This is a genomic window from Butyricimonas sp. DFI.6.44 (genome assembly GCF_022132345.1).
Lineage (GTDB): Bacteria > Bacteroidota > Bacteroidia > Bacteroidales > Marinifilaceae > Butyricimonas > Butyricimonas muris.
The window spans coordinates 49,642-76,253 of the sequence record NZ_JAKNJD010000016.1 but is presented as its reverse complement, the minus strand read 5'-3'; the positions used below and the strand labels follow the sequence as shown (position 1 = coordinate 76,253).

The window sequence follows — 26,612 nt, the reverse complement described above, 5'->3', positions numbered from 1 at the left end:
AAATCAGCGTATATTAATACAGGTAGCGTGCTTTGAATTTGGGGATGTCTACATGTAATACCTTCACGAGGAAGTTCTCCACGCTGCCGTGATCTTGTTTTATCCGGTCGATCGCGGCTTGCAGGAATCCCCGTTTCACCGTGAGCACGGGTTTAAGACCGGGGTTCTGTTCCAGTTCCTTGGCGTATTTGTCACCGAGGTAATGGTTGGAGGCGAGATAATCTTCCATGATGATCGCCTCGTCCACCCCCAAGGCGTACAGGATGAGTGCGGCAGCCGTACCCGTGCGGTCTTTCCCGGCGGAACAATGGAAGAGCAGGGGGACTCGCGTGCTGTCTTGCAATAATTGGAAGAATGTTCTGTACCGTTCAATAAATGGTTCCTCGGTGACCAGATGCACGTATATTTGAGTCATGAGGTTGTCGAGTTGTTCGGGACCGAGATCGGAGAAATTCACGAGGGTGAGCACGTTGCCGGGTTCAATGGATAGCTTGTAGGCATGGCGGGTTGAGCCGGGTAGTTTGTCCGGGGCATTGGCGATTTCCTTCGGTCCCCTGAAGTCCACGACGGAGGTGACGGGAATGCTTGACAGGTAATGTAAATCGGCTTCCGTCAGTTTGTGCAAATCGTCGGAACGGAACAGTTTACCCCATTTGACGTGCCGCCCGTCTTGAGTCGGGAATCCGCCCAAGTCACGAAAGTTATACCCGCCCGCCATAGGGAGTTGCCTCTCGGAGAAGGTGAACGTTTCTCGCGGGGTGACGAGCCGGTAATATTTTTTCTCCGGGGAGGGGATGGTTATGCTGTTGGTTGTTGTACTACTGGAATTACCATTGCCAATCGGGGTTTGTAGCGTGTCGAGCGCATCGATGGAAGAAGCCTCGAATAGTGCCCAATCTCCATCGACTTGTAAGGTGATTGTCGTTTCTTTCGTGTTTTTGTTGGCAGTAATCTCTGCCATATCAGGCGTGGCATACCCGTTCGCGAGCGTTTTGTCAGGTGTCTTGTCTTTACATGAATGGCATACGATGGTCGTGGTAATAATAATCATGGCTAATCTCATAATGTTCTGTATTTTAATCGTGTTGGTGTTTACAAATATGCGAAAAATAATTAAGTCTGTCAAGTCTGTAAGGTCTATAAAGTTTATAAGGTCAATGGCCCCCTGCGGGGACGCTTTGCTCACGGTAGCTTGGGCTGCCGATAAACGACATCCGAAGGATACCCGTGACTTGTCATGTATCTTTAAAAGTTTACAATAAATTCTTAATGTTTTCATAACACGGGTTTCGTGGTGCGGTTTTTGTCAGTAACCCATGTATAACCCCTTAAAAATAAAGTTATGAAGACAGCTTTGTTTTTTGAAAACGATCAACTTTGCCATCTTGACGAGAATACCCGCAGGAAGGAAATCAGAGTTTCAACTATTACCACGGAGGAAGATAAAGTTGTTTCTATCAAAAACAGCGAGGTGAAGATCCGTAACTTTAATAATTTTGTTTCTTGGTTAGTTGACCGCGGAATTAAAATGATTTACGTTTCCGGTATTGACGAGAAGATTATGCGTTTTTTTGAACAAGTCAAGATTATCGTGAACGTGAAGGAGAAATCGGATCGAACGCTTTTATTGGCAGAAATTACATCAAGGGACTGAAAATGTCCCTTTTTTACAATATAGCAAACGCGTAAAACATTATCTTTGTTATGTTGTTTAAAAGAATATACCGGTAGTATGCAGTCATTCAGAATGATAAAGCCCGCCCCGGAGTTGGCTCGATACGTGAGGCATTATTGGATTTTGGAAGAGGACGCGGTACTGCCTGTTTCCGAACGGGTGTTGCCTGTCGGTTGTGTGCAATTGGTGTTTCATAAAGGAGAATCCCTGTTTTTATTGAAAGAAGGAAAATTACAACCTCGCGCGATGATTTGCGGTCACACGTTCGGCTTCTCGGATGTCCTCTCGACGGGGCGGATAGAGATGCTCACGGTTGTATTCCAGCCTTATGCCGCCAAAGCCTTTCTCCATATCCCGGTACGCTTGTTTCACGGGCAGAGCGTGGCTATGGAGGACGTGGAGGATAAGGATTTCAAGTTATTGACAACGCGAGTAACGGACACGACCGATCAGGACGAGTGTATCCGGTTGATCGAGCGGTTTTTGATTCGCCGCCTGTATACGTTCCCGGAATATAACTTGAAACGTGTTGTTGCCGCCTTGCACGAGATAAATGTTTGCCCGAGTGTCGATATCCCTCGTTTGGCGGATGTCGCTTGTCTGGGAGATAAACAATTCCGTCGGGTGTTTATGGATTACATGGGTACGACACCCAAGGAGTTTATACGTATCGTGCGGATGCAGCGGGCTTTGTTTATGTTGCAACAGGACGGGGCTACCCCCTTCGCTCAAGTCGCGTACGCTTGCGGTTTTTCGGATCAGTCCCACATGATCAAAGAGTTTAAACTCTTTTCCGGGTACACCCCGGCGGAATATTTGACTATTTGTGCACCTTATTCCGATTATTTTTCCCATATGTAAGGATGTCCGTTTTTTTCTATCCGGGGAGAGGCGGTGTTCTTATTTTTGCCTTGTCTTTATAGAGGCATAGTAGTAACCAATAAAAAAGAACAAGATGAAAAACTTAATTGCATTTTTCGAGATTCCGGCTGTCGATTTCAAACGGGCTGTTGATTTCTATGAAACCGTGCTTGACCTGCAACTCGCCGTTTTTGAATGCGAGCACGAGAAAATGGCGTGCTTTATCGAGGACGGACAAACTGTCGGCGCCGTCGCTTGGGCTCCCGAATTTAAACCGTCGGCGGGAGGAGTGCTTGTACACTTCCGTTGCAACAATATAGAGGAAGCCATCCGGAGGGTTCGGAAAAAAGGCGGCGATGTCGTCATCCCGAAGACCAGAATAGAGGCGGAATGCGGGGGATATTTCGCCGTGTGCATGGATAGCGAGGGGAATCGCTTCGGGGTGTACAAGGAGAAATAAGTTTATAAAGTTTGTAAGGTTTATAAAGTTTATAAAGTAATTGCCCTCTCAAGCAGCCCGAAGGACGCCCGTAACTTTATAAACTTTATGAACCTTATAAACCTTTGACTTAATATATTTGTTTCCTTTTCAAGTAGATGTAGGATTGTATTCCCAACATGGCAACAAACACGTATTCAGCCGTCAAGTATACCGCCAGCGGTGTCGTGAAGCAATAGCTCAACACGTACAGGTATATCAGGTAAACGATTATCGTCGTCACTTGAAAGATGAATGCTGTCCGGGTATCTCCCGTGCCGGTCAAGGCACTGATGTAGACGAACCCGGGTACGGCAAACAGGTAATTCAGTAACATGACGATAAACGGGGTGGACGCGATTTCAATCAAGCGCGTGTTGTCGGTGTAGCATCCCATGATTTGCCGGCTGAAAAGCAGGGCAAGCACAATCAAGGGCAACCCGATGGCGTACCCCAGTTTCAGTATCTTGCGGCAGAGCGGAAAAAGTTGATTCCCTTTCCCTTCGCCGATCAAGTTACTCACGAGCGAAGCCGTCGTGGCGCCGAACGAGTTGACAATCACGAAAAAGAGCGTCGAAACGCTTCTGGTGATATTGGATACCGCCAGTTGCACTTCACCCAATCTCTCGATGGCGATAAAGAACAGGAACCACGGGGCTGTGCTGACGAACGAGTGCATCATGCTCCATCCGGACAATCGCAGTACCGCTTTTAATAGCTTGCCGTCATACACCATTTGTAATCCGTATTTCACTTTATCCGTCACGCGTAGCGTGTAGATAAGAATGATAAGCAATGAACCCGCTTCCGCGAACGAGGATGCCATTGCCGCTCCCGCTATGCCTAAATTAAGCCCGAAGATAAACAGGTAATTGCATGGAATGTTGATAATGACAGCCGTGAGCGCTACCAGTGTCAATACCTTGGTCTTGGTAATCCCGACATAAAAAGAACGGAATGCCAAAAACGGGAAGGAGAAAAGCAACCCGAAGCACCGCCAGTTCAAGTAATCTATGACCGCTTGATAGATTTGGGGTGAACTGATAAAATATTGCATGACGGGCGGGGTTATCCAATACGAAACGAGGATTAACGCCACCGCCAATCCACAGAGGAAAAACAGTCCTTGAAAGAATGTCCTGCCCGTCTTTTCATATTGCTGTTCCCCGTTCTTGCGTGCGATCATGACTTGCAACCCGAGGCTGAACCCGAAACCCAGAATATAGATTGCCATGTAATAAACACACGCCAAAGCGGACGCACCCAGTTCAACTTCTCCCACGTGCCCAAGGAAAAGGGCGTCGGTGATATTAATTAATTGCTCCATTAATATGCTCATCATCACCGGGTAGTTGATGAGCCAGATTTGTTTATAAGTATAATTCATCTCTTCATTCGATGGTTCGAAATATGTAGAGTCAAAAGTTTATAAGGTTCGTAAAGTTCATAAAGTAATGAACCTTGCGGGTGTTTTATAAACTCGAAATCTTATTTCGAAATTCGTAAATAATTGAAAATAAAACTCTCTACCGAACCGGTACGGTTCGGTTATGCTGAATAGCTTTTTTTAGGTAAGTGCTATTCCCGGGACGTAGCTATATGCAGAGTTTCATAAATGGATGAATATTCTTTTGTCAATGTTACATGTTACAAATGTAGTGATAATTTATCAAACTTGCTATCTATACAGGCACTGATATCCGTCGTGATGAATTTGCCATTGTAGAATAAACTGAAAATCGTGGCAGGAGTCGGGGCGGCTTGGGCTTGCTCCATGGTTTCCAGTTTGATTATTTTCAATGGAATGTTTCTACTTTGGGCTGTTGCTGTTAAAGACTCTCGGATATGGTATTCCGTGAAAGGACAACGGTTCGAGTAATAGGCTACCAGTCCCTCTTTATCCGGACATTCGCCATTGATTGCGTTCGCATGGAATTTAGGTAATGCCGCATTCGGTTTCAATCTTTTCACCAGAAGGCTGAAGCCCGAAGGGGTTTTCTCGACCGTTTCGAACCCTTGTAGTAAAAACCACTTCGCGTCACTCATGAAATGAAATTTCTTTGTTCCGACCACGGTCACCAATCCCGTTTTGCCTTGTGCCGTGGCGTCGTCAATGGCGGATTGCAGCAACGCTTTGGCATATCCTTTGGCCTTGTATTGTCCGGCAACCCAAAGGCAGTTGATCATCAGGTAACCGGGAGCATCTACCGGGAGCCATGCTTTCTCCGCGGGGCAGTATTCTATAAAAACCTTCGCCCGTTCATCGAGTCGCCGGAACACGTACCCGTTGTCAAATTCTCTCTTCAGCCATTCCTTTTTCAGCTCGTAGCTGTCCTTGCATTTCTTGTCGGAAAAGGCGCAACAGATGTGTTTTTGGGCAATGTTCTCTTGGGTTAGGGTGATGAATTGTGGTTCCATAGGTTCGTGTTTCGTGATTTTGTTATCGGCAAAGATACTATAATGCAATGGCTTTTTTATCTTTGTCGTGCAAAATAAAGAGGTTCGCTTATGTCACTAGAAAAAGTAAAACAATATTTCGATACCCTCGGTTTGGGACAACGGGTAATGGTATTGGCTCAATCGAGTGCCACCGTCGAGGAAGCGGCTGTCGCCGTGGGGTGTGAGCCGGAACGGATAGCTAAAACCATGTCTTTTCTGGCAGGGGAGGAAGCCATTTTAATCGTCACCGCCGGGGACGCCAAGGTGGATAATAAAAAATACAAGGAGAATTTTCATCACAAGGCAAAGATGATACCGGGAGAGTCCGTGGAACAGTATATCGGGCACGCCCCCGGTGGAGTATGCCCGTTTGCCATTCTTCCGGGAACGAAAGTTTATCTGGATGTGTCCCTCAAGCGTTTTGACATAGTCTATCCGGCGGCGGGAACAAGTAACAGTGCCGTCGAATTGTCAATCAAGGAGTTGGAAGATTGCTCTAACTACACGGCTTGGATTGACGTGTGCAAGGGGTGGAGGGAGGAATAAACCCGCTCGGCTTCCCGTGATACGTGAGAGTCAATTTGTGCATCGCCCGTGTCACGGCGACGTAAAGCATGCTCTTGTCGATGGGGGTGGAGTAGTTTTTATCGTCTACCCGCGGAACGATGACTTCGTCAAATTCCAGCCCCTTTGCCATGTGGGCTGACGTGACGATAATGCCTTTCGCGAAAGCGGAACTTCGGTTGGAGAGGAAATAGATATTGGAGGTGTACGCTTTAAGTTTTTCCGTCATTTCCATGGCTTGTGCCTCGGTCTTGCAGATGATTCCCAGTGATTTGTGGTTTGATGTCTTGAAGGTTGACAGGATGTTCGCGATTCCGGATATTTCCTCTTCCGTGTTCTTGAAACGGAGGATTGCGGGGTGTTCGCCATGTCGTATCACGGGTTCCAGTTCCTCGTTTGTCAGAATCTTTTGAGCGAAATCGGTAATCTCGAAAGTCGAACGGTAACTTTTGCATAATTTCATTACTTCTCCCGTGATGAACGCTTTCCGGATCATGTCGGCTGTGGACGAACCGTAAGGGTTTACCGATTGGCAGGCGTCGCCGAGAACGGTTTTCCGGCAGGGATATAGTTTTTGGAGTACTTTGTACTGCACGGGTGAATAATCCTGCATCTCGTCGATCAGGAGATGCTTCACCCGGTGTCGGGCGGTATTCCCGTCCAGTGCCATATGCAGGTATGCCAAGGGTGCCAAATCGGCGTATTCCAGCGTGTGATTTTTCCGTGTCTTGAACATATCGGGTTGCCCGCTCCACTCGAAGAAATCCTTGTACACTTGAAGGTCGTTATTCCCGGTGAACATCTTTTGTATTTCTTTCTTCAGCAGGTTCCTCTCCGCCGCGGTTACAGTGAAACCGTATTTGACTTTCATCATGTCCAGAATGTAATCCGTCATCGTTTCGAACCGTTGGCGCATGGGGTACCGGTTGAAGCGGCGGAACTGCTCCTCTATAAATTCAGCCGGAATCGTGACGAGTCGGGTGAGTTGCACGTCTGTCGCTTTGAAATAGGTGTTCTCCACGTGCAGGATGAACTTGTCCAGTTGCGAGATAAACTCGAAAGAAGCCTTGTACTGTATCCGCTCGATAAAGTCCGGAGCGGGTTTGTCGAGCAATTCCGTCACCTGCTCGAAGAAATTCCGGTATTTGTATTTATTGTCGAGAATCCCCGATAGAATTTGCTCCATACTGGTTTCGGGTACGGTTTCTTCGCCGAGTTCCGGAAGCACGTTGGAGATGTAGTCGGCAAAGACCTTGTTGGGCGAAATGATCAATATGTCCTTGGAAGAGATATCCTCTTTCTGGGCGTAGAGCAGGTAGGCGATGCGATGTAGTGCGATAGACGTTTTTCCTGACCCCGCAACTCCCTGTATGATAAGTACCGGGGCTTCCTCGTTCCGGATAATCCGGTTCTGTTCCCGCTGAATCGTGGTAACGATGTTTTTCATTTTGTCGTCGGCATTGGCGCTCAACTCCTTTTGCAGTATATCATCATGGACGGTCAGGGAACTTTCGATCATGTACTCCATCTTCCCGTTCCGGATGCGGTATTGCCGTTTGAGCGAAATCTCCCCGCTAACCTCTCCCGTCGGGGAAGAATAAGCCGCTTCCCCCAATTCGTGATCGTAAAACATACTCGAAACGGGCGCCCGCCAGTCATAGATCAAGTTTATCTTTTGATTGGGATCATAGAACGTGTGTATTCCGATGTAGAGGGGCATGGTTTCGCTTCCCTCTTTTTTCTCTTTGAAATCTATCCGCCCGAAATAGGGAATTTCCAGAATTTTCCCTAGCCGCCGACGCTTGTCAATCACGCTTTCACCCGACGCGAAATGCCGCAGAATACTCTCCCGCATAGAACGTATCTCGTGAGGATCGATGTCTTTATTCGACCAGATGTAATCCTTGTACTCCTGCAACGTGTCCACGTGTTCCTTTACCGACTTGTCCGTGTTGTTTATCGTATCGTTGATGATACCGATGAGCTGGCGTAAATACTTTTTTTCCTGTTCTTCTGTTTTGTTGAAAACCATATACCTCTCCTTAGTTAAATAAAAATGCACGAAAAGAGGTACAAAGTTAATTCAACAGGATGAGGCGGTAAATAGTTATTTATAGCTATCTTTTATAGCAATTATTTTAAAAGCCCTAAATCCAATCCTTTATTGATAGCCTCGATAGAATTTTGCACGCCTAGTTTGCGAAGCAGATTCTGGCGGTGAATATTCACCGTGTGTATGCTGATGCCGAGTTGGTAAGCGATCTCCTTGCTCAGAAATCCTCTCTGTATCAAGTGTAATATTTCTATTTCTCGCTCGGTCAAGTCAATCCGCGGCAGGGATAATAGAGTCGGAGAAAATATCTCCCCGTTTTTAAGATTGAGCACCGTGCAGTCCACTTGTTCGTGCTTTTTCTGGTTGGGGGCGATATCCATATTTCCCACGATCAACCACGCTTTTCCCGTGCGTTCACGTTCCAGTACCTGTTGTCTGCTGATTACCCGTGTATATTGTCCTTTGGCATTGCGTACCCGGAAACTGTAAATATTGCAATAGTCATTCCGCTGTTCGGGAGGTAAACTATAAATAAACCGGCTTAGTTTTATTTGTAATTTTTCCAATTGAGAGAAATCATCCGGGTGGAACCGGGATTCCAAGTAATCTCCCTGCCTTTCCAGTGTACAGATTTTACGACTATCATACCCTAATAAATCCGTGAAATTTGAGGAAGCGTACACGTATTTGCCTTTATAAACATCTACCACGAACGAACAACTCCGGCTGATTCTCTCCATTTGGTGCAACATCGCCTTATCCCGCTCCCACACGGCATAATCAATATCCTCTGCCGCAAGACATTGCCTTGCCCACATTTCTTCCCGGGTGATGTTGGTTGGTTTCATGATGACTTTGTTTAATGATTTATATTACAATTCTTTTAATAGCTTGCCTACTGGCGTTAAACGGTATTTTTGTGACTTACTGTTGGGTTTGTTGGGGATTGTCATTTCAATCAATTGGGATTCTAGTGCGGGTTTCAGGTAGTTTAATCGAAAGTTTTCTCTATCTGAAAGAGCGAGTTTCTCTTGTAATTCCAGACGATTCATTTCCCCGTCCAATATTTTAATGAGTTCCTTGACTTGCGGGGTAACTTGCGGGGTAACTTGCGGGGTGACTTGCGGGGTGACTTTTTCTGAGGCGGGGAATGTCATTCGTAGGAAATTTTCCGTAAATATGAAGCATTCTTTTCCGTAACTTCTCAAAATTCTAGGGATGCCGGAACCTAAATGTTCGACTAAATCCAAGTCCCTAAAGACTCGCATTAATTCTTTATTGCGAGGTACGGAGTAACCTTCAAAAAATTCTTTTTCTGTCATGCCTTGTGGCAAACTTCCGAATGATGTGATTTCTATTCTATCGTCGAAAAACTCAAATTTAGGAGGGATTTCTGACGTGTAATCATTATGTACGATTGCGTTAATTACGGCTTCACGTAAAGCGACAGGATTCCATAACTTTTTTTCCTCACGTTCTTTAGAGGTAATTTTTGCCAAGGTTTTATTCTCGACATTGATTTTATCTAATACTTGTTTTGTCGCTTTCACTAAAGAGCAATACCCGTATTCATTATTTTCCATTAAATCGACTCGATCAAGTCCTTCGTATTTTGCGACTTTTATCGACATTCCGTTTGCATCCGATAATAAATAAGCGACATAATTGTATCGGTTGTCTTCGGTAAGTAATTCTAAATTTGATGCGAATTGTTGGTTCAACGTTTTATTCGCCCCTTCATAGTAAATTTTTAGTTGTTCAAAAGTAAGATTTTGATTGGGAGACTTTATTTTGCCTATGGAGTTGCGGGTACGTTTTGCGAACAGTGATTCAATCATTTTCACGGGCATGGGTTCGGCAGCAGTTCCGACACGAATGAATGTCCCTTTCTCTGACATTCCGAGTTTTTTGATGTAGTAGGGTTTTTCCGTGCCACTTGCAAATGTGATTTTTATTACATCTTTAGAATCAATCGTTTCAGTGGCAATATCAAATAAACCCATACAAGACGGCAAAATATTATTTTTCAAGCGATCTTTGATTTTAAGCATATCACTATCCACGTTATTTACACCAATAATTTTGCCTGTCTTTTCAATTCCAATATAAACAATCCCTCCTTCCGGATAATTCAGAAAAGCGATCGCTTCTTTTTCTAAATCATCTGTTAGTTGTTGTTTGTATTCTATACGGTTTGTTTCAGAAGTCATGTTTTATAGAACAGTTTTGTGTTATGATTGAATGACAGACAAATTTACGTAAAAATCTTTGAATTATATGCTGTATAGAGAAAATAGGAACAAGAATCTGCTAAAACGAATACTTTATAAGATAACATTATAATAGTTGAATTTGTTTTAATATATTTGTCTTTATGCTTGAGAACTTGATTAACGGAGAACCTGTCAGACATCTTTACGTGATAGGAAATGGATTTGATCGATACCACGGGGCGAAATCCACTTATTGGGATTTCAGGGGGTATTTAATCAGGCATGATGACTTTGCGCTAAAGATGTTTGAACTCTTTTTCGGGCCAAGGTCGATGATGAATAATTTTAAGTCGATAAAAGACTACTTGCTTTGCCTGCAATACGGGCGTGCTTTGCCTGCGCCGAGGAATACGTGGGCTTGTAAATGTTTGTGGAATGATTTCGAGAGATACCTCGGCGAGTTGAATCGGGAACGGGTATTTGACTTCGTGGATGAGGATTTATCTGAGTTGGACGAGGAAGAAGGTGGCTTTTACGCGAATTTCGATGCACTAATAGGGTGGGTAAGCGATATTGTAAAGGAGTGTTCTGTCGAGATGCAGTATCATTTCCATCGCTGGATTAATACCGTGCATTACGAGAAAGGGTTTAGGAAGAAAATGCTACAACTTGATGGAAAAGCGGCTTTTTTGAACTTCAATTATACACTTTTTCTTGAAACTGAATATGGTATTCCTCGGGAGCAAATTGTGTATATACATGGAGAGCGAAGACAAAAGTTTGGAAAGTTGGTGCTGGGACATCGTGCGGAGAATGCTGAGGCGGCTTTTGACGAGTGGATTCATAAAAATAGAAACAGAAGAAGGTACCGTCCTAATTTGAAAGGGAAAAACGGGAGGTATTTCGCCAATGATAAGTTGGTGTATTTGGCATTCTTTGCGGAAGATGAAGCAAAAGGCAGATGGCGGTTGCCTGTCAGGTATTATGCCGCGGATTTGATTGAAGAGCGTTTGGAGGATTATTATAAAGAAAACGTGAAACGATGCGGAGAGATTATAGACCGGAATCTGGAATTTTTCAAGTCATTGCGGGAATTGCAGGAGATAACGGTACTTGGACATTCTCTGGGCGACGTGGATTTACCTTATTTTAGGGCTATTCTTGACCATGTGGTTGCTCCGGAAGATTTGAAATGGAAATTTAGTTATCATACTGATGCAGATAAATGTAGAATTAAAAGATTTTGCCGACAACTGAAAATACCCGAAGCGGAAAATGACCAGTTGTTCAGTATGTCGGTTTTAAAACGTTAACTGGTCTTGCGCCTATTCGCGTATCCTATGAACCCCAATACGATGGGGTGGTACGTGACTTGTTAATTGCATCTTTGGGATGAGATTCTACTGTATAGGCGTATTTGAAGTTCTACTTTTGTGGGACTTGTTCGTGAAAACCAGAGTTGTTGGTAGGTGCGTCAGGCATTCGAAAACTGCTTGTGAATGGTTATGAGGATAGGTGAAAATCTATCCTCTTTTTAATTTCAGCATTCTTTCCCTGTTATCGCTACTTTTATCACACCATCCAGTTTATTCTCGAAAACACGATATGCTTCTTCTATTTTGTTTAAGGGGAACCGATGTGTGACGAGTGGGGCGGTATCAATCTTGCCTTCTTCTATCAAGTGAAGAATCTCGGCGCAATCGCAACCATCCACGCCCCCGGTCTTGAAAGTAAGGTTTTTACCGTACATGTCGGGTAAAGGTAGAAGTTGCGGTTTGTCGTAAAGAGCAACCACGGTTACGATGGCGTTGGGGCGGGCGCATTCCCATGCCATACGGAAGGTGTCATCGCTTCCGGCTACTTCCAACACGACATCAGCCCCTCCGTGGTCACTGTGCTGAAGCACGAATTCTTTGCATCTTTCCGGTTCGGTCACCAGTACATCGGGATAGTGTTCCCGAATAAATTGAATCCTTTCCGGGGACTTTTCGCAAACAATAATTCTTTTTGGCTTCTTCAGCATCACGCAAAGCAGGGTACATATTCCGGTGGGTCCGGCTCCAATGACAAGTACGGTATCGTCTTCCGTGATTTCCGAAATACGTGTAGCCCAAAATCCGGTGGCAAGCACGTCGCCCACGAAAAGAGCCTGTTCATCGCTTACCGCATCGGGAATGCGGTTGAGTCCGCTGTCGGCATAGGGAACACGGACGTATTCAGCCTGTCCGCCGTCAATGCGGCACCCCAAAGCCCAACCGCCATTGGGGTCGGTACAGTTGTTCACGAATCCCTTTTTGCAGAAAAAACACTCTCCACAGAAGGTTTCCACGTTCACGACCACTCTGTCCCCGGGGTTCACGGTAGTAACGTCGGCTCCCGTTTGTTCTACAATACCCACCATTTCATGCCCAATGGTAATGCCCGGTACGGCACGAGGTACACTACCGTGTTTGATGTGTAAATCACTCGTGCAAATACTTCCAAGCGTGACACGCACGATAGCATCTCGTGAATCCTTTATTTGAGGTATCGGCTTCTCTTGGAGTCTGAAGTTCCATTTGCTTATGTATGTGTATGCTAACATTTAATCGTAATATATACTTTGATATTAAAACTGATAAGAAGCATTTTTCTTTCAGGTTTCAAATATAGGTTTTTAATCTCGAAGGAGAGATTTTAGAGTACTGAATTAGAAGAAAAAGGTGTTAGTTTTTGAGGTAATAGCTTTTATTGCTGATATTCAGTCACGACCCATTTACCCGTTCGGTCGGAGCCTTCTCTTTTAATTATGCCCTTTTTGGTTAGTTGTGATAAGTGGTGTTTTAATTTGCAAATGGCTTGCTTGGATGAAGGGGTATTTCTCCTTGTGGTCTAGGGCTATTTGCTAAATCGAGTAATTGATTTTTAAATTTTGAGATGGCTATTTCTTTATTTTTTTCTATTGTGCAGCAAATATAGTGCATTTTGGAAATAAAATATAGAGATGAAAAAAGTGTACTATTGAACTGTTTCTTTATTTACACTTTTATTAATGCATTGTTTATTGGAAATGATACAATAGATTAATATATTTGTAAATTATCATTAAGGAGTTGAACTCTAAATTGAATGAATATGCCTTTACGAGCTTACATAGATAATGAAGAAATTATTTCTATTAGTTTAACAGATGAACAATGGGAAGAACTTAACGTGAAAGTTAAGAAACAAGAATTGCTTTTGACTTTGCCATGTTGCAATCAAGTGGGGAGTCTACGAAAAAGTAGTAAGGGACTTAAGTATTTTGTTCTCTCGAAATCTGATAATACTTGTGATTGGAAACCGGAATCACTAGAATATTTCTTGCAGACGGAAAATGGTAAACATTTAAGAGTTGGAGAATTAAAAAGGAGGTATAGTAAGACTGTTTAACATAACTATTTATCCCACGGTTGTTGTTCTTGTGATGCAATTTTTGGAGACTTTTATATTAACGAAGAAAAACTTGAAGCACAAAACGATCCAAATAATATTAGGTGCATTGTAGAGGTTGATTTAGGAGTGGCAAAAGAAGAAGGAAAACATTGATGCTATTCTGAGAATGGAGAATTTTGTGAGTAAATAATCAAAATAATGCATTGATATATTTTTCTGATTTTCAAATATGTGCTAAATTTACAGTATCGAAAATAAAGAAATTATTGATAATTACTTATGGATATAGCGAAAACAGAAAATTTAAATCCGGAATATAAAGATTTACTCGACCGTATTTCTCATAGATATGTAGAGGGGCAAGCACAGGCTATTCGTTCTGTCAATGAATTTTTAGTTGATACGAATTGGAATATTGGTAAATATATTGTTGAGTATGAGCAGGAAGGAAGTACAAGGGCTAAATACGGCTCGAAATTGTTAGAAAATCTTTCACGGGATTTGACTTTACGGCATGGCCGTGGTTTTAGTCGTTCTAACCTTAATTATATGAGGTTATTCTATCTTCGCTTTCCAATTTGTGAGAAGCTTTCTCACAAATTGTCATGGTCTCATTATTGTGAATTGGTAAAGCTTGATAATGAGATGGAACGTTCATTTTATTACCAGCAAAATATATTGGAAAATTGGAGTGTGCCAGAATTGAAACGGCAAAAAGATTCCGGACTATTTATGCGGCTTGCTTTATCAAAAGACCGTAAAGAGATACTAAAACTTTCTCAACAAGGACAGATTGTGGAATGTCCAGAAGATATAGTGAAAGATTTTTATGTATTGGAATTTCTAAAAATTCCTGAACCGTATAATTATTCTGAAACAGAACTGGAAACACGTTTGATGGACAATTTGCAGAAATTTCTATTGGAACTTGGTAAGGGGTTTACTTTCGTAGGACGACAGTATCGAGTAACTATAAACAATATTCCATATCGTGTCGATTTGGTGTTTTATCACCGTATTCTTCGCCGATTTGTTTTGATTGACTTGAAAATTAACGAGGTAAAGCACGATGATATTGGACAAATGAATATGTATATGGGATATTTTGCTAAAGAAGAGAATTACGAAGGGGACAATCCTCCTGTTGGAATTATTTTATCAAAAGATAAAGATGAACTTTTGGTTGAATATGCTACTTATGGAATGAGTAGTCAATTGTTTGTTTCCAAGTATCAATTATATCTTCCAGATAAAGAGGAATTAAGAAAAATCATTAGTCGTCAGCTAGAAACGGATGAAATATGAATTGTAATTTGTGAGAAGCTTTCTCACAAATTTGAAAAATTAGTATTCTGATTGACAAAGTAAGTGGGAGTTATGCAGGATAAATCCTATAAGTATTCTTAACTGGGGAGGTTTCACAGACGTGCGGATGTTTTTTTCGGAAGCACGGAGTGAAAACTCGCTGTGAGAAGTCAGCAGAGGACATAGTACTCGAAAAAATCGATACTCGGGGAAGGTCTGAACTTTAAATACCTCCGTGGTGGGGTAATGGTAGGGGGCACAACAAAAGCTGTGTACGGGGAACTGTCCAAGGGGCCCATTGAGCCCCTTGCTGAGCAATGTCATGCTTCATGAATTGGATACAGAGTTGGAATCCCGTGGTCACTGTGCTGAAGCACGAATTCTTTGCATCTTTCCGGTTCGGTCGCCAGTACATCGGGATAGTGTTCCCGGATAAACTGAATCCTTTCCGGGGACTTTTCGCAAACAATAATTTTTTTTGGCTTCTTCAGCATCACGCAAAGCAGGGTACATATTCCGGTGGGGCCGGCTCCAATGACAAGTACGGTATCGTCTTCCGTGATTTCCGAAATACGTGCAGTCCAAAATCCGGTGGCAAGCACGTCGCCCACGAAAAGAGCCTGTTCATCGCTTACCGCATCGGGAATGCGGTTGAGTCCGCTGTCGGCATAGGGAACACGGACGTATTCAGCCTGTCCGCCGTCAATGCGGCACCCCAAAGCCCAACCGCCATTGGGGTCGGTACAGTTGTTCACGAATCCCTTTTTGCAGAAAAAACACTCTCCACAGAAGGTTTCCACGTTCACGACCACTCTGTCCCCGGGGTTCACGGTAGTAACGTCGGCTCCCGTTTGTTCTACAATACCCACCATTTCATGCCCAATGGTAATGCCCGGTACGGCACGAGGTACACTACCGTGTTTGATGTGTAAATCACTCGTGCAAATACTTCCAAGCGTGACACGCACGATAGCATCTCGTGAATCCTTTATTTGAGGTATCGGCTTCTCTTGGAGTCTGAAGTTCCATTTGCTTATGTATGTGTATGCTAACATTTAATCGTAATATATACTTTGATATTAAAACTGATAAGAAGCATTTTTCTTTCAGGTTTCAAATATAGGTTTTTAATCTCGAAGGAGAGATTTTAGAGTACTGAATTAGAAGAAAAAGGTGTTAGTTTTTGAGGTAATAGCTTTTATTGCTGATATTCAGTCACGACCCATTTACCCGTTCGGTCGGAGCCTTCTCTTTTAATTATGCCCTTTTTGGTTAGTTGAGATAAGTGGTGTTTTATACTTCCCTCGGTACTGTTTAACAGGTAAATCAATTCCTTTCTTGTAATAGTTGGATTTGCTTTGATTGCATCAATTATTTGTTGTTGGGTTGTTTTATTTTTCTGAATGTTTTCTGGATGTTTTCTGGATGTTTTCTGGATGTTTTCTGGATGTTTTTTGTGTGTCTGTTCCAAAGCCTTCCTCAAAGTATTTTTTCGATACATTTTCAACTACCCTAAAAGCAGTATGGAGAGAGAGAGCAAACATTGCTTCTCCATTACCATTTTCCTGTAATTCTTTTTGAACCCTATAGACTCCTCTACTAAAGCGATTGACGTACCCCAATACCTTCATCGCTTCTGCAATGGACGGGTTTCTATAATCACTTACATTGGGAAAGTTTATTGGGCTAACTTTACCATATAGTCCTCCCGGATTTTGTATTTCAATACGATCGTCATATTCATAAAATTGAATTGTCGTATGCACCAATCATCAAGTAACCATTCTTTCCGTCACCTGAAAGGTCATTGGAAAAAGCACATATCGCCTGACAGAACTTATCCATATCGTTCTTGGATATTGTTCGCTCTACTCTATGACATTCTGTGTCGTTTAGGAGTTGAAGTATTTCTTGTTTGGTGAGCATATTCTAATTTTAATGAATTATTAATATCGTCTACTGGTATTGCCTTGTCTGTATTTCTTCTTTAGTGATGCCAATTGGGTGCATAAGATTTCTCGTTCAAGGATGAATTTGTTATTCAAAAATACTATAAATTTACGATAAGGAGAAAACTTCATTCAAAAAATCTTGTGGTATATTAAATCTTAGGAAGGTTATGTCTTTATTTTGTTTCTATTATGCTGCAAATATAGTGCATTATAGAAATGAAATGTAGAGGAAAACAACTATATGATTATCTGTTTTTCCTGTTTACACAAAGATAAAATGGATGCTGGGGATAATGGGAAAATATGTGAATACTCGTTTTATGCCAATAATCTTGAGATAAGATATCAATCAATACATCATAAAATAAACAAGAATGATGATTTTTGTATATTATATGATGTATTGAGTATATAACAAAGAGTATAAATACAGAAATTAGATGAAATTCGTTCTAATAATTACAGTCTGTGTATCAACATTTGAATAGAAAATATAAGTATAATATAGCTAATGAAATCCATAACCTTTTTTGATCTTGAGATGGATTTTGATAGTCATGAAATAGTTGATATCGGGAGAGTAAAGAGTGTTGGAGAAATATTTCATTCTACTTTCATGCAAAATGTAACTTCTTTGCAGATTATAGCAAGCAGAATTTATCAAATAAACTTTGTTTACTTGGCCATTTTGTGTATGTTAGCATAGTGTAAACTCTAATGAAGTAATAAAAGAAACAGTATGGAAATTCCTTCATCAAAGGTATTAACAACCAATTGTTTGGGACGGATATTTAATTCGACCGTCGCTACATATAAATATTATTGGTTTATTGCTATTTTAGAAATATACGTGGGGACGGGGAGCTCACGTATAAAATTTTGGGATATTATCATTTTGATGGTTGCTAATGCGTGGTATCCGGTTCATTATTTTCGTCTTTCTTTTGGGAAAAGTGACTCTATGTATATGGCGGTTAAGCAGCTTCAAATATTGACCGGGATTCCGATAGATTCAAGTAAAAAAGATGTTGTAGATACTTTGAGGAAAGAATTGTATCGAAAAGAAATTAAATCGTTGTTGCGTGTTTTTACTTTGAATGTTCCGTTTCGATTTCTTCGTCCGTGGATAGATACATCCGATGATAAACAGGTGGTTGAGCGTTCCCAAGCATTTGAAAATGTTTGTTTGTACGCGTTAAAAAAAGAGGTAAATGAATGGTGGGTTGAGATAAATCCTGCTTGGAGTGATTATTTGAACGATAATTGCCGGATTTTGATGGATTTTGCTTATTGGAATCTTACGTTGTTTTTACAAACTCGTAATCCCAATGTGCCCAATATTCCGAATAAACTAATTAAACCCGAATGTCGGGATTCACTTACCAAACAACGTGCGTTTTGGAATGCCGTGATTCAGGCGAATGGTCAACTAACGTGTATTTATACAGGGCGGGAATTGCACGTGGGGAGTTATGATTTGGATCATTTTATTCCGTGGAGTTTTGTTTCTCACGATTTGCTTTGGAATTTGTTACCGGCAGACCCAAGTATTAATTCATCGAAGAGCAATAAGTTACCATTACTAGATGTTTATCTTCCCAAGTTGGCAAATGCTCATCATGAGGCTTTACGTGTTTATTTGGCATCGGACAAAAGTAAAACGGTGTTGGAAGATTATCTGTCATTGGGGTATACTCCGAATGAATTAGTGGGTATGGATGATTTTCATTTCCGTGAAGTTTTTTATCAGACATTTTCTCCGATGGTTCAAATTGCAATGAACATGGGATTTGAGTCATGGAATTATACATTTGATTATGAGTGAAGAGCTTACTGGATGTCCTTTCTGTAATTTAGAAAAGGATATTGAGATTATTTGTGAAACAGAAAACTGTGTTGCTTTTTATGACGGATTTCCTGTGAGTCCGGGGCATGCGTTGATAGTTCCTAAACGTCATGTAGCTAATTATTTTGAGCTTTCTCGTGCTGAAGTTCAAGTGATGCAGGATGTATTGAGGCACGTAAAGCAAATAATCGATGAACGATATGATCCGGATGGATATAATATCGGGGTCAATGTGAATGAGTCGGCTGGTCAATCGGTATTTCATGTACATATGCACCTTATTCCAAGATATAGAGGTGATGTAGAGAACCCGAAAGGAGGAGTCCGTGGAGTAATACCAAATAAACAGAAATATTGAATTTATGGTGATCTTATATTGTTATTGCTACAATTGTTTTGAAAATAGAGAATGTCAGTATTGATCGATAATATATGGGCTTAATTGTTTGTTATTTAATTCTGCCTAAGAATACTTGAATGTCTATTTTAGGCTTTTTTTGTGATTATATTTTATCAAGAATTACGATATATTCATTATTCATAGTGCTAACTTTTTTCCCGGTTTTATTCGTAGGACTTGTTTTAGAAGGCATCCTTTTATTTGGAATTTCTCGTACTAGGGTTATTTTATGTTTGAATCCATATTTTTCGAACATTTCTGCTGTAAAGAAATCTAAGGAAATCTGCGTACCTTTAACATTTCGATTGCCAACAACGTAACAAGCAGTTCCTCCATTTCTAATTGTTTTGGCTACATTTTTAATTGATTCATGATAATCATTTAGAAAAGAAATAACTTCAAAATATCTTTTTTCGTCTAATGCTTTAATACAGTTTAATTCCTCTGCGATTGAATTACTTTGAAAAGTAGCTTGATTACATTTTTTTCCACCCATTAAAATGCTGTCTAAATTTTGTGCATTTTCAAAATTGAACCATTCATTTGCCCATCTTGAAAATTGTCCATAGGCAACAGTCGTTCGACTATCTCCATAGGGAGGCGAAGTTACGACGATATCGACACTATTATCTGGTAAGATATCAGAAGGTATATCAATTGTACTGTTAAAGTCAGCTATTATTGTGCATGGGCGGTGAGGGATCGAATTGTATTCTTTTAAACCTTTTAAATTTCTTGATGCTTTTTCTTCAAATAACTTGAATGTATTAGGATTGAATAATTTGATTTTATCTATAGGCATTCTAAATCTTTTGAATTCACTATTTCTTGTGAAAGAAACCTCACGTACGACTTCAGATAGTGCGATTTTAAAAAAATCGACAAATTCAGAGTCGACGTGCTCCTCAATTATCTGAGAAAGATAGGATAGCTTTAATAAATTATCCTTTGAGTACCAGTATGAATAATTTGAGATTTTGTCGAAATTTTGTTGCCTTACATTTTCTTCCTTATAACAGAAGATTTCAGCTTGTAATACAGTAAGTAAATAGGATAATGTTTTCTCGTCATAATGAGTGGTTTTTACTTTACTCATTAGTCTTGCTAGTGGATTAAGATCTGTTCCGATTGAATTGATACCTAATATAGATGCTTCAACTAAAGATGTGCCACTGCCCATGTAAGGATCAAATAATAGATTTAGCTTGCCATGGGGTTTGAATTCAGATATTAATTCTCTCGCTACTTGGGGAATCATCATTGCGGGATATGTATGATAGCAATGTGTAAATTCTTTTGTATTTGCTTCTCTAAAACTCCATTTATTATTTACTTTTCTTTTATACATGGTTGGGTAAGTTGAATCGATACTCTCATTTTGAGGTTTTAATTGCAATAAATACACTCATATTGAGGGTAAATAAGGCAGGATAAAACTCTATTTTTGAACAAAAATAATAAAAATATGCGGAAAACAGAATATCAGTTGGAGATCATTAATCGCTTACGGAATAAGAGGAATGATATGAATTTGAGCCAGAAGAAAATAGGTGATATTTTAGGACTTAGTGACGGACAAGTTGGAAATATTGAAAGTTTAAATTTCGCTCATAAATATACATTAAAACAAATTTATGAATTGTGTAAGGTGTTTAATTATCCAATAGAGCAACTGTTTCTAACGACAGAAGATTTAGCAGAAGGGAAAGAAATTATAAACCAATTAATAGAGAGGATTATTGAATATGGAGAATAAGGAGTTTATTATTGAACAGTTTAAAAAAGTAAAAGAGCTTGGATATGTCCCAAGTAGAAGAAAAAATAATACGGGTATAGGAAAAACTTTTGAGGACTATATTGGTGTGGTTGAAAATAATATAGATGAACCGGATTTGGCAGGTTATGAAATAAAGTCGCATCGTGAAGTATCTCAATCTTATGTGACGTTATTTACCAAGAGTCCAACGTTTCCATCTAAAGCGAATGGCTATTTAAAAGATCGTTATGGGACGGCTTATATCGAGGATCCTTCTTTAAAAAGATTACACACTTCGATGTTTGCTTCAAATTTTAACACGTATGCGAATGCTTATTCATTTAGACTATTGAATAATTCTGTCGAAAAGAGAATAACGATTGGCATTTTTGATATCAACACGAAATTGTTAATAGATAATAGTGTAGGGTATACATATGAAGCTATAAAACGTTGTTTGGAACGTAAACTTAAAAATTTGTTTTATGTAACTGCAGAAACAAGAAATAAAGATGGGGTTGAAGAATTTTATTTTAATCGAGCTGATATATACATGAATTCTTCTTTTGAAAGGTTTTTGGAGTTACTAGATACTGGGAAAATTATGTATGATATTCGAATCGGTAGCTATAAGTCTGGCTCCAAAAAAGGTAAACCTCACGATCATGGTAGTGGATTTAGAATTTTAGAGTCGAATTTGAAATTACTTTATTCGGAGCATGAAATTGTTGAATAATAGCAATGAGATGTGTTAAATACCCGAAGACTTTTTTATTTGATAGTAAAGTTAGTCTTTTTTTATTAGACAATATAAGTGGAATATTGTAGGTTTCCAGTAGAGTACAGTAATCTGTTAAAAGCAATCGCCAAGGATAATTTCAGTTAAAAGTTCCTTGGTGGTTGTGATTAAAGAATCTGTACTTTAGTAGTTATCTCTGAAATCCCATAGTAATTCTACCGAAGTCCTAGGGAAGACATAACCTATATGCGGCGTATGAATCGTTTTACTCCGGGGTTTCTATATTGGGGATAATAGGAGCTCCACAAGATAAACGGAGGAAGACTGAAGGTAGGGTATGATTACGGTATTATTTGGGTATATCTTTATTGGGTTCTCTGTAGGTGATTGATTTTATCGGGGTATTTGGTAAATTTCCATTGGGGAATTACAAGGGTAGCATTGTGTAAAGGATTTGGGGTTCAAACAAACTCTTATTTCTTTTCTTTTTCTCGTTTTTCTTTTGCTTTTCTTTTTGCTTCTTCTTTTGCATTTCGATATTCCTGTAAGCTGTTTGCTTCTTGGTAAGGGCGGGGGAAAAAGTCTGCGATGTCGCAGTCAAGAATTTTGGCAAGTTCGTTTAAATGATAAATGTTGTACTTTTCTTCATAATCTTCTGATTCGACTTGGGAAACAAATGTAGATGTGGAACTTAAGCCCATGCGATCCATAATTTGTTCTTGTTTTATTCCTTTAGCTTTTCTGATTTCTTTTACTCGTTGGATAATGTATTTATCTATTGTTGTTCTCATGGTATAATTTTTTATAAAGAAAGGTTATAAACAGAATCGACATACTTCGTCACGACGAAGATTTTTGTTAAATTATTTGGAGGTGATTTTTCTAAACTATATCTTCGTGGTATTCTTGTTGAAGAATTTGAGAGTTCTAGGTTGTGTAATTGTGTTACTTGCGGAAAAGTGCAAAAGAATGGGTTTGAAGTAATATGTTAGTGGGAGAGGTGAACTTAATATGATTTGAGGTATTGGTAATAGACAAAATAGATATGGACATTATTCTAAAAATTCTAATTAAATCAAGACAATGAAAAAAGGACAATTTCTTATAACTTATTTACTACTAGTAAATGTGAATTGTAGAAAAAATATTTATTGTTTTCTTTTGTTACTTCTAAATGGTTTCTCTGGGAAAAAATCTCGTGTGGAACATTCAAGAATGACGGCAATGTCATTTAAATGATCAACGTTATAGGCTTCGTCATATTCTGGATTTTCAATTTTGCTAATATATCGTTGATTGATATTGAGGCAATCCGCTAGATAACGTTGGCTAATTTTTAGTTTTAATCTGCGTTCTTTTACTTTTTGAGCAGTATATAACTCTATTTCCGATTTCATGGTTTCAATTTTTTATAAAGAAAAGAATAAATCGGCTTTCAAGTGAGGATATATATATCTTCACTTGAGGTAAAAACAAGAACTAAAGTGGGTGTTGTTGGGGATTATAAATTAAATAATTCTCCGAATTAATTATAAATATATGATAAAATGAAATGAGAAATAATTTAAGTAAGTTTTTTATCCTTTTTTATAGAAAAGAGGTGGGTAGTGATTTAACTAATAACAAATAAAATGAAAAAAAATTACGAAATTATGAATGATTGTAGATTAAAAGATTCTTCTTGAATGGAATGTTGCTATCGTGCAAACGGAAAAATAAAATAGAGGGTGTATTCTATGCCTGAGAAACGTTGAATATCACCCCCTTGTGTAAATCAATTTTATTAATTAATTAACAATCAAAGTTATGAAAAAAACTTATGACAGGAAAGTTTTTAAGCGAAAGTTATTACCTCGGAAGATGGCGGTAATCGTGATTATCCGGTTATTTATGGTTTTGCTGTTGGGATTCCCGCTGTTGGCTAATGCCGGGGGGAGGGATTCAACCAGCGTGGAGAGTAAGGAGGTGAAGGGGAAGGTGACGGATGATAAAGGTGTGCCTTTGCCGGGAGTCACGGTACGTTTGGCGGGGACGCTGGTGGGGACTGCCACGGATGTGGATGGAAAGTTCAAGTTGTTACTGCCCGCGGACACGGCTACTCTGGTGGTTTCTTTTATCGGGATGAAGACGGTGAGCGTGAAGTTGCCACGGTTAAAGAGTGGGGAGGTGCGGAAGGAACTTTCGATCGTGATGCAGGCGGACGAGGTGGAACTGGCGGACGTGGTGGTGACGGGAATCTTTACCCGCAAGAAGGAGAGTTTCACGGGATCGGCGTCCACGTACTCGGCAGCAGAATTGAAGACGATGGGAACGCAGAATGTGCTGCAAAGCCTGAAGACGTTAGACCCGGCTTTCGCGATTATCGAGGATAACCAGTTCGGCTCAGACCCGAACAGGTTGCCGAACATGGAGATTCGGGGGAAGTCGAGTATGTTGGGGTTGAGGGATGAATTGGATGCCGACCCGAATCAACCGCTTTTTATACTGGACGGTTTCGAGTCGACATTGGCGGCAATTAATGACTTGGATATTAACCGGGTGGCGTCGATCACGATTCTGAAAGATGCGGCTTCGACAGCCATTTACGGGTCGAAGGCGGCAAACGGGGTGATCGTGGTGGAAACCGTGAAGCCGGAAGCGGGGAAATTGCAGGTAAGTTATAACGGGAACATGAATCTGTCGATGCCGGATTTGTCGAGTTATAATTTGATGAACGCTAGGGAGAAGTTGGAGTTCGAACGATTGGCGGGAAGGTATGAACCCGCATCTTGGTCGGCGGTAAGCGAGGTGGAGATGAACGAGTTGTATAACGAGAAATTGAGGGCTATCGAGAGTGGCGTGGATACCTATTGGTTGGCTGAGCCTTTGCGGGTGGGGGTAAACCAAAAACATTCCCTGTACGTGCAGGGAGGTGAAGGAAATTTCCTGTTCGGGCTGGGAGCGGGATATAACGGGATTTCCGGTGTGATGGAAAAGTCCGACCGGAGTGTGATCAGCGGTAATATCGATTTGATTTACCGGGTGTCGAAATTCCAGTTCTCGAATAAATTCTCGTTGACATCGACCGACTATAAGAACCCAATCGTGGCATTCAGCGAGTACGCGGCGGCGAATCCGTATTACAAGAAGTATAATGATTCAGGGACGGTGGATAAATGGTTGGAGAAAAATGATTTCTTTAAGGCATCAAACCCGTTGTGGAACGCCAGTCAGAATAGCCGGGACGAGGGGAAGAACCTCTCGTTGAGTAATTATTTCATGGCGGAATATTTCCCCACGGCGGAGTGGCGGGTGCGTGCCCGGTTGGGGATTACTTACGGGAATGACGACACGGAGAAGTTTTATTCCCGGAATGATACCCGGTACGAGGACGTGGAGGCCATCAAGAAGGGGGAATACCGCTCGGCAAATACCCGGACGAATCAGGTGGAGGGGGAATTGAGTGTTACTTACGCGAAGTTGTTGGGAAAACACCGGGTGAATCTGGTGGCGGGTGGAAATGTTTTTAGCAATAAGTCGCTCACGCAAGGGTATTCGGCGCAAGGGTTCCCGGAAGGTGATTTTTCTTATCCCTCGTTCTCGAACGGTTACCCCGAAAACGGAACGCCCACTTATTACGAGTCCGTGTCCCGCTCGGTGAACGGGTATTTCAACACGGGGTATTCTTTTGACGACCGCTATTTGATGGATTTCAGTTTGCGCGCGAGCGGGTCGTCGGTTTTCGGTACCTCCCGGAAGTATAACACGACGTGGTCGGTGGGACTGGGATGGAATTTGCACAAGGAGAAGTTTATCATGAATCACATGGGATGGATAGACTTGTTGAAGTTGAGGGCGTCGATCGGAAACCCGGGGAACCAGAGTTTTGATTCGGCACAGTCGTTGCTGACGTACTCGTTTCAATACGGGGCGATGAACTATTTCGGGCTGGGAGCCGTGTTGTCGCAGGTCGGGAACCCGGATTTGGAGTGGCAGATTACCGTGGACAAGAATATCGGGTTGGACGTGACGTTGTTCAACAAGCGATTTTCCCTGACGGCGGATTATTATTACAAGGTGACAGACCCGCTATTGATTAAGGTGAGTACCCCGCTTTCTTCCGGTACGCCGACGTACATGACGAATGCCGGGGAGCAGGTGTCGCAAGGTTTGACGGCTTCGGTGTCGTACTATATTTTCCAGAATTTCGCGGAGCGCTTCTCGTGGATGATTCGGGCTAACGTGAGGACGCAGAAGAGTAAGATTGACAAGATCGGGAATAAGCTTTCCACGTTGAACGCCAGTGGAAAGGGGGCGAACACGGTGAGGTATTATGACGGGGCAGACCCGGATGATATTTGGGCGGTGAAGTCTGCGGGGATTGATCCTTCGAACGGGAAAGAGTTGTTTTATGCCAAGGATGGCAGTTATACTTATGATTTTTCCTATGACGACGAGGTGATTTGCGGGAATACCCGTCCCGACGTGGAGGGGGTGCTTGGTACCTCGTTGAACTGGAAAGGTTTGTCGGTGAGTCTGAATTTCCGTTACCAGATGGGGGCGGACGTGTTCAACGAGGCGTTGTACAGCAAGGTGGAGAATATCTCGAGGAGTGCCTTGAACCGGAATCAAGACAAGCGTGCGCTGTACGAGCGTTGGCAGAAAGTGGGGGATATGGTGCGTTTCAAGGATATCGCCAGCGCGGAGAGTACCCCGATGTCTTCCCGTTTCGTGCAGAAGGAGAACGTGTTGACACTGGAGTCGGTTTACGTGGGATACGAGTTCTATGACGGGTGGATCAAGAAGCTCGGGTTGAGTAGCTTGAAGATACAGGCATCCGCGCGTGACGTGTTCCGGGCATCGACGATTCGGTCGGAGAGGGGTATAGCGTATCCCTTCGCGAGAAGTATGGAGGCAGGACTTTCGTTTAATTTTTAA

General features: G+C 41.4%; 24 protein-coding genes and 1 pseudogene. 12 read left to right on the top strand and 13 right to left on the bottom strand.

The window, feature by feature from the left end; genetic code table 11:
- Nucleotides 1–13 precede the first annotated feature (13 nt).
- Nucleotides 14–1,279, bottom strand: a complete 1,266-nt coding sequence (locus tag L0M98_RS19710; RefSeq protein ID WP_227217366.1) for a tyrosine-protein phosphatase — start codon at nt 1,277–1,279, stop codon at nt 14–16.
- A gap of 63 nt (nt 1,280–1,342) precedes the next feature.
- Between L0M98_RS19710 and L0M98_RS19705 the strand changes: the two genes are divergently transcribed.
- The 3 genes from L0M98_RS19705 to L0M98_RS19695 all read left to right on the top strand — a co-directional run bounded on the left by L0M98_RS19705 (nt 1,343) and on the right by L0M98_RS19695 (nt 2,996).
- Nucleotides 1,343–1,654: a hypothetical protein gene (locus L0M98_RS19705; RefSeq protein ID WP_186978626.1), complete on the top strand. Its 312-nt coding sequence runs from the start codon at nt 1,343–1,345 to the stop codon at nt 1,652–1,654.
- A gap of 78 nt (nt 1,655–1,732) precedes the next feature.
- On the top strand, nt 1,733–2,536 hold the full coding sequence (locus L0M98_RS19700; protein ID WP_227217367.1) for an AraC family transcriptional regulator: 804 nt from the start codon (nt 1,733–1,735) through the stop codon (nt 2,534–2,536).
- 94 nt (nt 2,537–2,630) lie between these two features.
- Nucleotides 2,631–2,996 carry a VOC family protein gene (locus L0M98_RS19695; protein ID WP_227217368.1) on the top strand — a complete coding sequence of 122 codons (366 nt, stop codon included), beginning with the start codon at nt 2,631–2,633 and terminating at the stop codon, nt 2,994–2,996.
- Nucleotides 2,997–3,105: 109 nt separating this feature from the next.
- Here L0M98_RS19695 and L0M98_RS19690 read toward each other — a convergent pair whose 3' ends face one another.
- Nucleotides 3,106–4,401 carry an MATE family efflux transporter gene (locus L0M98_RS19690; RefSeq protein ID WP_227217369.1) on the bottom strand — a complete coding sequence of 432 codons (1,296 nt, stop codon included), beginning with the start codon at nt 4,399–4,401 and terminating at the stop codon, nt 3,106–3,108.
- Between the two features lie 260 nt (nt 4,402–4,661).
- Complete coding sequence (locus L0M98_RS19685) at nt 4,662–5,432, bottom strand: GNAT family N-acetyltransferase (protein ID WP_227217370.1); 771 nt, start codon at nt 5,430–5,432, stop codon at nt 4,662–4,664.
- Nucleotides 5,433–5,522: 90 nt separating this feature from the next.
- On the opposite strand from L0M98_RS19685, the gene L0M98_RS19680 reads away from it, so the two are divergent.
- The gene (locus tag L0M98_RS19680) at nt 5,523–5,999 is read left to right on the top strand and encodes a YbaK/EbsC family protein (RefSeq protein ID WP_227217371.1); all 477 of its coding nucleotides are present in this window, start codon (nt 5,523–5,525) and stop codon (nt 5,997–5,999) included.
- Here the strand turns inward: L0M98_RS19680 and L0M98_RS19675 are convergent.
- The 3 genes from L0M98_RS19675 to L0M98_RS19665 form a co-directional block, all read right to left on the bottom strand.
- A complete protein-coding gene (locus L0M98_RS19675; protein ID WP_227217372.1) occupies nt 5,950–8,049 on the bottom strand; it encodes a HelD family protein in 2,100 nt (699 codons plus the stop codon). The two genes, L0M98_RS19680 and L0M98_RS19675, sit on opposite strands and share 50 nt — an antisense overlap.
- Nucleotides 8,050–8,150: 101 nt before the next feature.
- Nucleotides 8,151–8,918 (bottom strand): LuxR C-terminal-related transcriptional regulator, encoded by a 768-nt coding sequence (locus tag L0M98_RS19670; protein ID WP_227217373.1) that lies wholly within the window; start codon nt 8,916–8,918, stop codon nt 8,151–8,153.
- Between the two features lie 24 nt (nt 8,919–8,942).
- Entirely contained in the window at nt 8,943–10,280 is a 1,338-nt protein-coding gene (locus tag L0M98_RS19665; protein WP_227217374.1) for a Fic family protein, read from the bottom strand.
- Between the two features lie 164 nt (nt 10,281–10,444).
- On the opposite strand from L0M98_RS19665, the gene L0M98_RS19660 reads away from it, so the two are divergent.
- A complete protein-coding gene (locus L0M98_RS19660) occupies nt 10,445–11,596 on the top strand; it encodes a bacteriophage abortive infection AbiH family protein (protein ID WP_227217375.1) in 1,152 nt (383 codons plus the stop codon).
- Between the two features lie 227 nt (nt 11,597–11,823).
- Here the strand turns inward: L0M98_RS19660 and L0M98_RS19655 are convergent, their stop codons facing one another.
- Nucleotides 11,824–12,867 carry an alcohol dehydrogenase gene (locus L0M98_RS19655; protein WP_237961902.1) on the bottom strand — a complete coding sequence of 348 codons (1,044 nt, stop codon included), beginning with the start codon at nt 12,865–12,867 and terminating at the stop codon, nt 11,824–11,826.
- Nucleotides 12,868–13,397: 530 nt separating this feature from the next.
- On the opposite strand from L0M98_RS19655, the gene L0M98_RS19650 reads away from it, so the two are divergent.
- Entirely contained in the window at nt 13,398–13,694 is a 297-nt protein-coding gene (locus L0M98_RS19650; RefSeq protein ID WP_227217377.1) for a hypothetical protein, read from the top strand.
- 282 nt (nt 13,695–13,976) lie between these two features.
- Nucleotides 13,977–15,002, top strand: a complete 1,026-nt coding sequence (locus tag L0M98_RS19645) for a PDDEXK nuclease domain-containing protein (RefSeq protein ID WP_186978616.1) — start codon at nt 13,977–13,979, stop codon at nt 15,000–15,002.
- A 353-nt stretch (nt 15,003–15,355) separates the two neighbouring features.
- Here L0M98_RS19645 and L0M98_RS19640 read toward each other — a convergent pair.
- From L0M98_RS19640 to L0M98_RS19630, 3 genes and pseudogenes are all read right to left on the bottom strand, one after another.
- Nucleotides 15,356–16,057, bottom strand: a pseudogene (locus L0M98_RS19640) (alcohol dehydrogenase catalytic domain-containing protein); the annotation flags it as partial.
- A gap of 143 nt (nt 16,058–16,200) precedes the next feature.
- Nucleotides 16,201–16,503, bottom strand: a complete 303-nt coding sequence (locus L0M98_RS19635) for a winged helix-turn-helix domain-containing protein (RefSeq protein ID WP_227217378.1) — start codon at nt 16,501–16,503, stop codon at nt 16,201–16,203.
- Nucleotides 16,394–16,768 carry an ATP-binding protein gene (locus L0M98_RS19630; RefSeq protein ID WP_227217379.1) on the bottom strand — a complete coding sequence of 125 codons (375 nt, stop codon included), beginning with the start codon at nt 16,766–16,768 and terminating at the stop codon, nt 16,394–16,396. Before L0M98_RS19630 ends, L0M98_RS19635 begins: the two co-directional genes overlap by 110 nt.
- A gap of 1,153 nt (nt 16,769–17,921) precedes the next feature.
- On the opposite strand from L0M98_RS19630, the gene L0M98_RS19625 reads away from it, so the two are divergent.
- Nucleotides 17,922–18,779 (top strand): HNH endonuclease domain-containing protein, encoded by an 858-nt coding sequence (locus L0M98_RS19625; RefSeq protein WP_227217380.1) that lies wholly within the window; start codon nt 17,922–17,924, stop codon nt 18,777–18,779.
- Nucleotides 18,772–19,158 (top strand): HIT family protein, encoded by a 387-nt coding sequence (locus L0M98_RS19620; RefSeq protein ID WP_227217381.1) that lies wholly within the window; start codon nt 18,772–18,774, stop codon nt 19,156–19,158. Before L0M98_RS19625 ends, L0M98_RS19620 begins: the two co-directional genes overlap by 8 nt.
- A 145-nt stretch (nt 19,159–19,303) precedes the next feature.
- On the opposite strand, the gene L0M98_RS19615 is transcribed toward L0M98_RS19620, so the two are convergent.
- Entirely contained in the window at nt 19,304–20,548 is a 1,245-nt protein-coding gene (locus L0M98_RS19615; protein ID WP_227217382.1) for a DNA methyltransferase, read from the bottom strand.
- A 117-nt stretch (nt 20,549–20,665) separates the two neighbouring features.
- On the opposite strand from L0M98_RS19615, the gene L0M98_RS19610 reads away from it, so the two are divergent.
- The gene (locus tag L0M98_RS19610) at nt 20,666–20,956 is read left to right on the top strand and encodes a helix-turn-helix transcriptional regulator (RefSeq protein ID WP_227217383.1); all 291 of its coding nucleotides are present in this window, start codon (nt 20,666–20,668) and stop codon (nt 20,954–20,956) included.
- Entirely contained in the window at nt 20,946–21,692 is a 747-nt protein-coding gene (locus L0M98_RS19605; protein WP_227217384.1) for an MvaI/BcnI restriction endonuclease family protein, read from the top strand. Before L0M98_RS19610 ends, L0M98_RS19605 begins: the two co-directional genes overlap by 11 nt.
- 476 nt (nt 21,693–22,168) lie before the next feature.
- Here L0M98_RS19605 and L0M98_RS19600 read toward each other — a convergent pair whose 3' ends face one another.
- Both L0M98_RS19600 and L0M98_RS19595 read right to left on the bottom strand, forming a co-directional pair.
- Nucleotides 22,169–22,486, bottom strand: a complete 318-nt coding sequence (locus tag L0M98_RS19600; protein ID WP_227217385.1) for a helix-turn-helix domain-containing protein — start codon at nt 22,484–22,486, stop codon at nt 22,169–22,171.
- A gap of 357 nt (nt 22,487–22,843) precedes the next feature.
- Nucleotides 22,844–23,092, bottom strand: a complete 249-nt coding sequence (locus L0M98_RS19595) for a helix-turn-helix transcriptional regulator (RefSeq protein WP_099290451.1) — start codon at nt 23,090–23,092, stop codon at nt 22,844–22,846.
- A 409-nt stretch (nt 23,093–23,501) separates the two neighbouring features.
- Here L0M98_RS19595 and L0M98_RS19590 point away from each other — a divergent pair, with 409 nt between their 5' ends.
- Nucleotides 23,502–26,612, top strand: coding sequence for a SusC/RagA family TonB-linked outer membrane protein (locus tag L0M98_RS19590; RefSeq protein WP_227217386.1), 3,111 nt, complete (start codon nt 23,502–23,504; stop codon nt 26,610–26,612).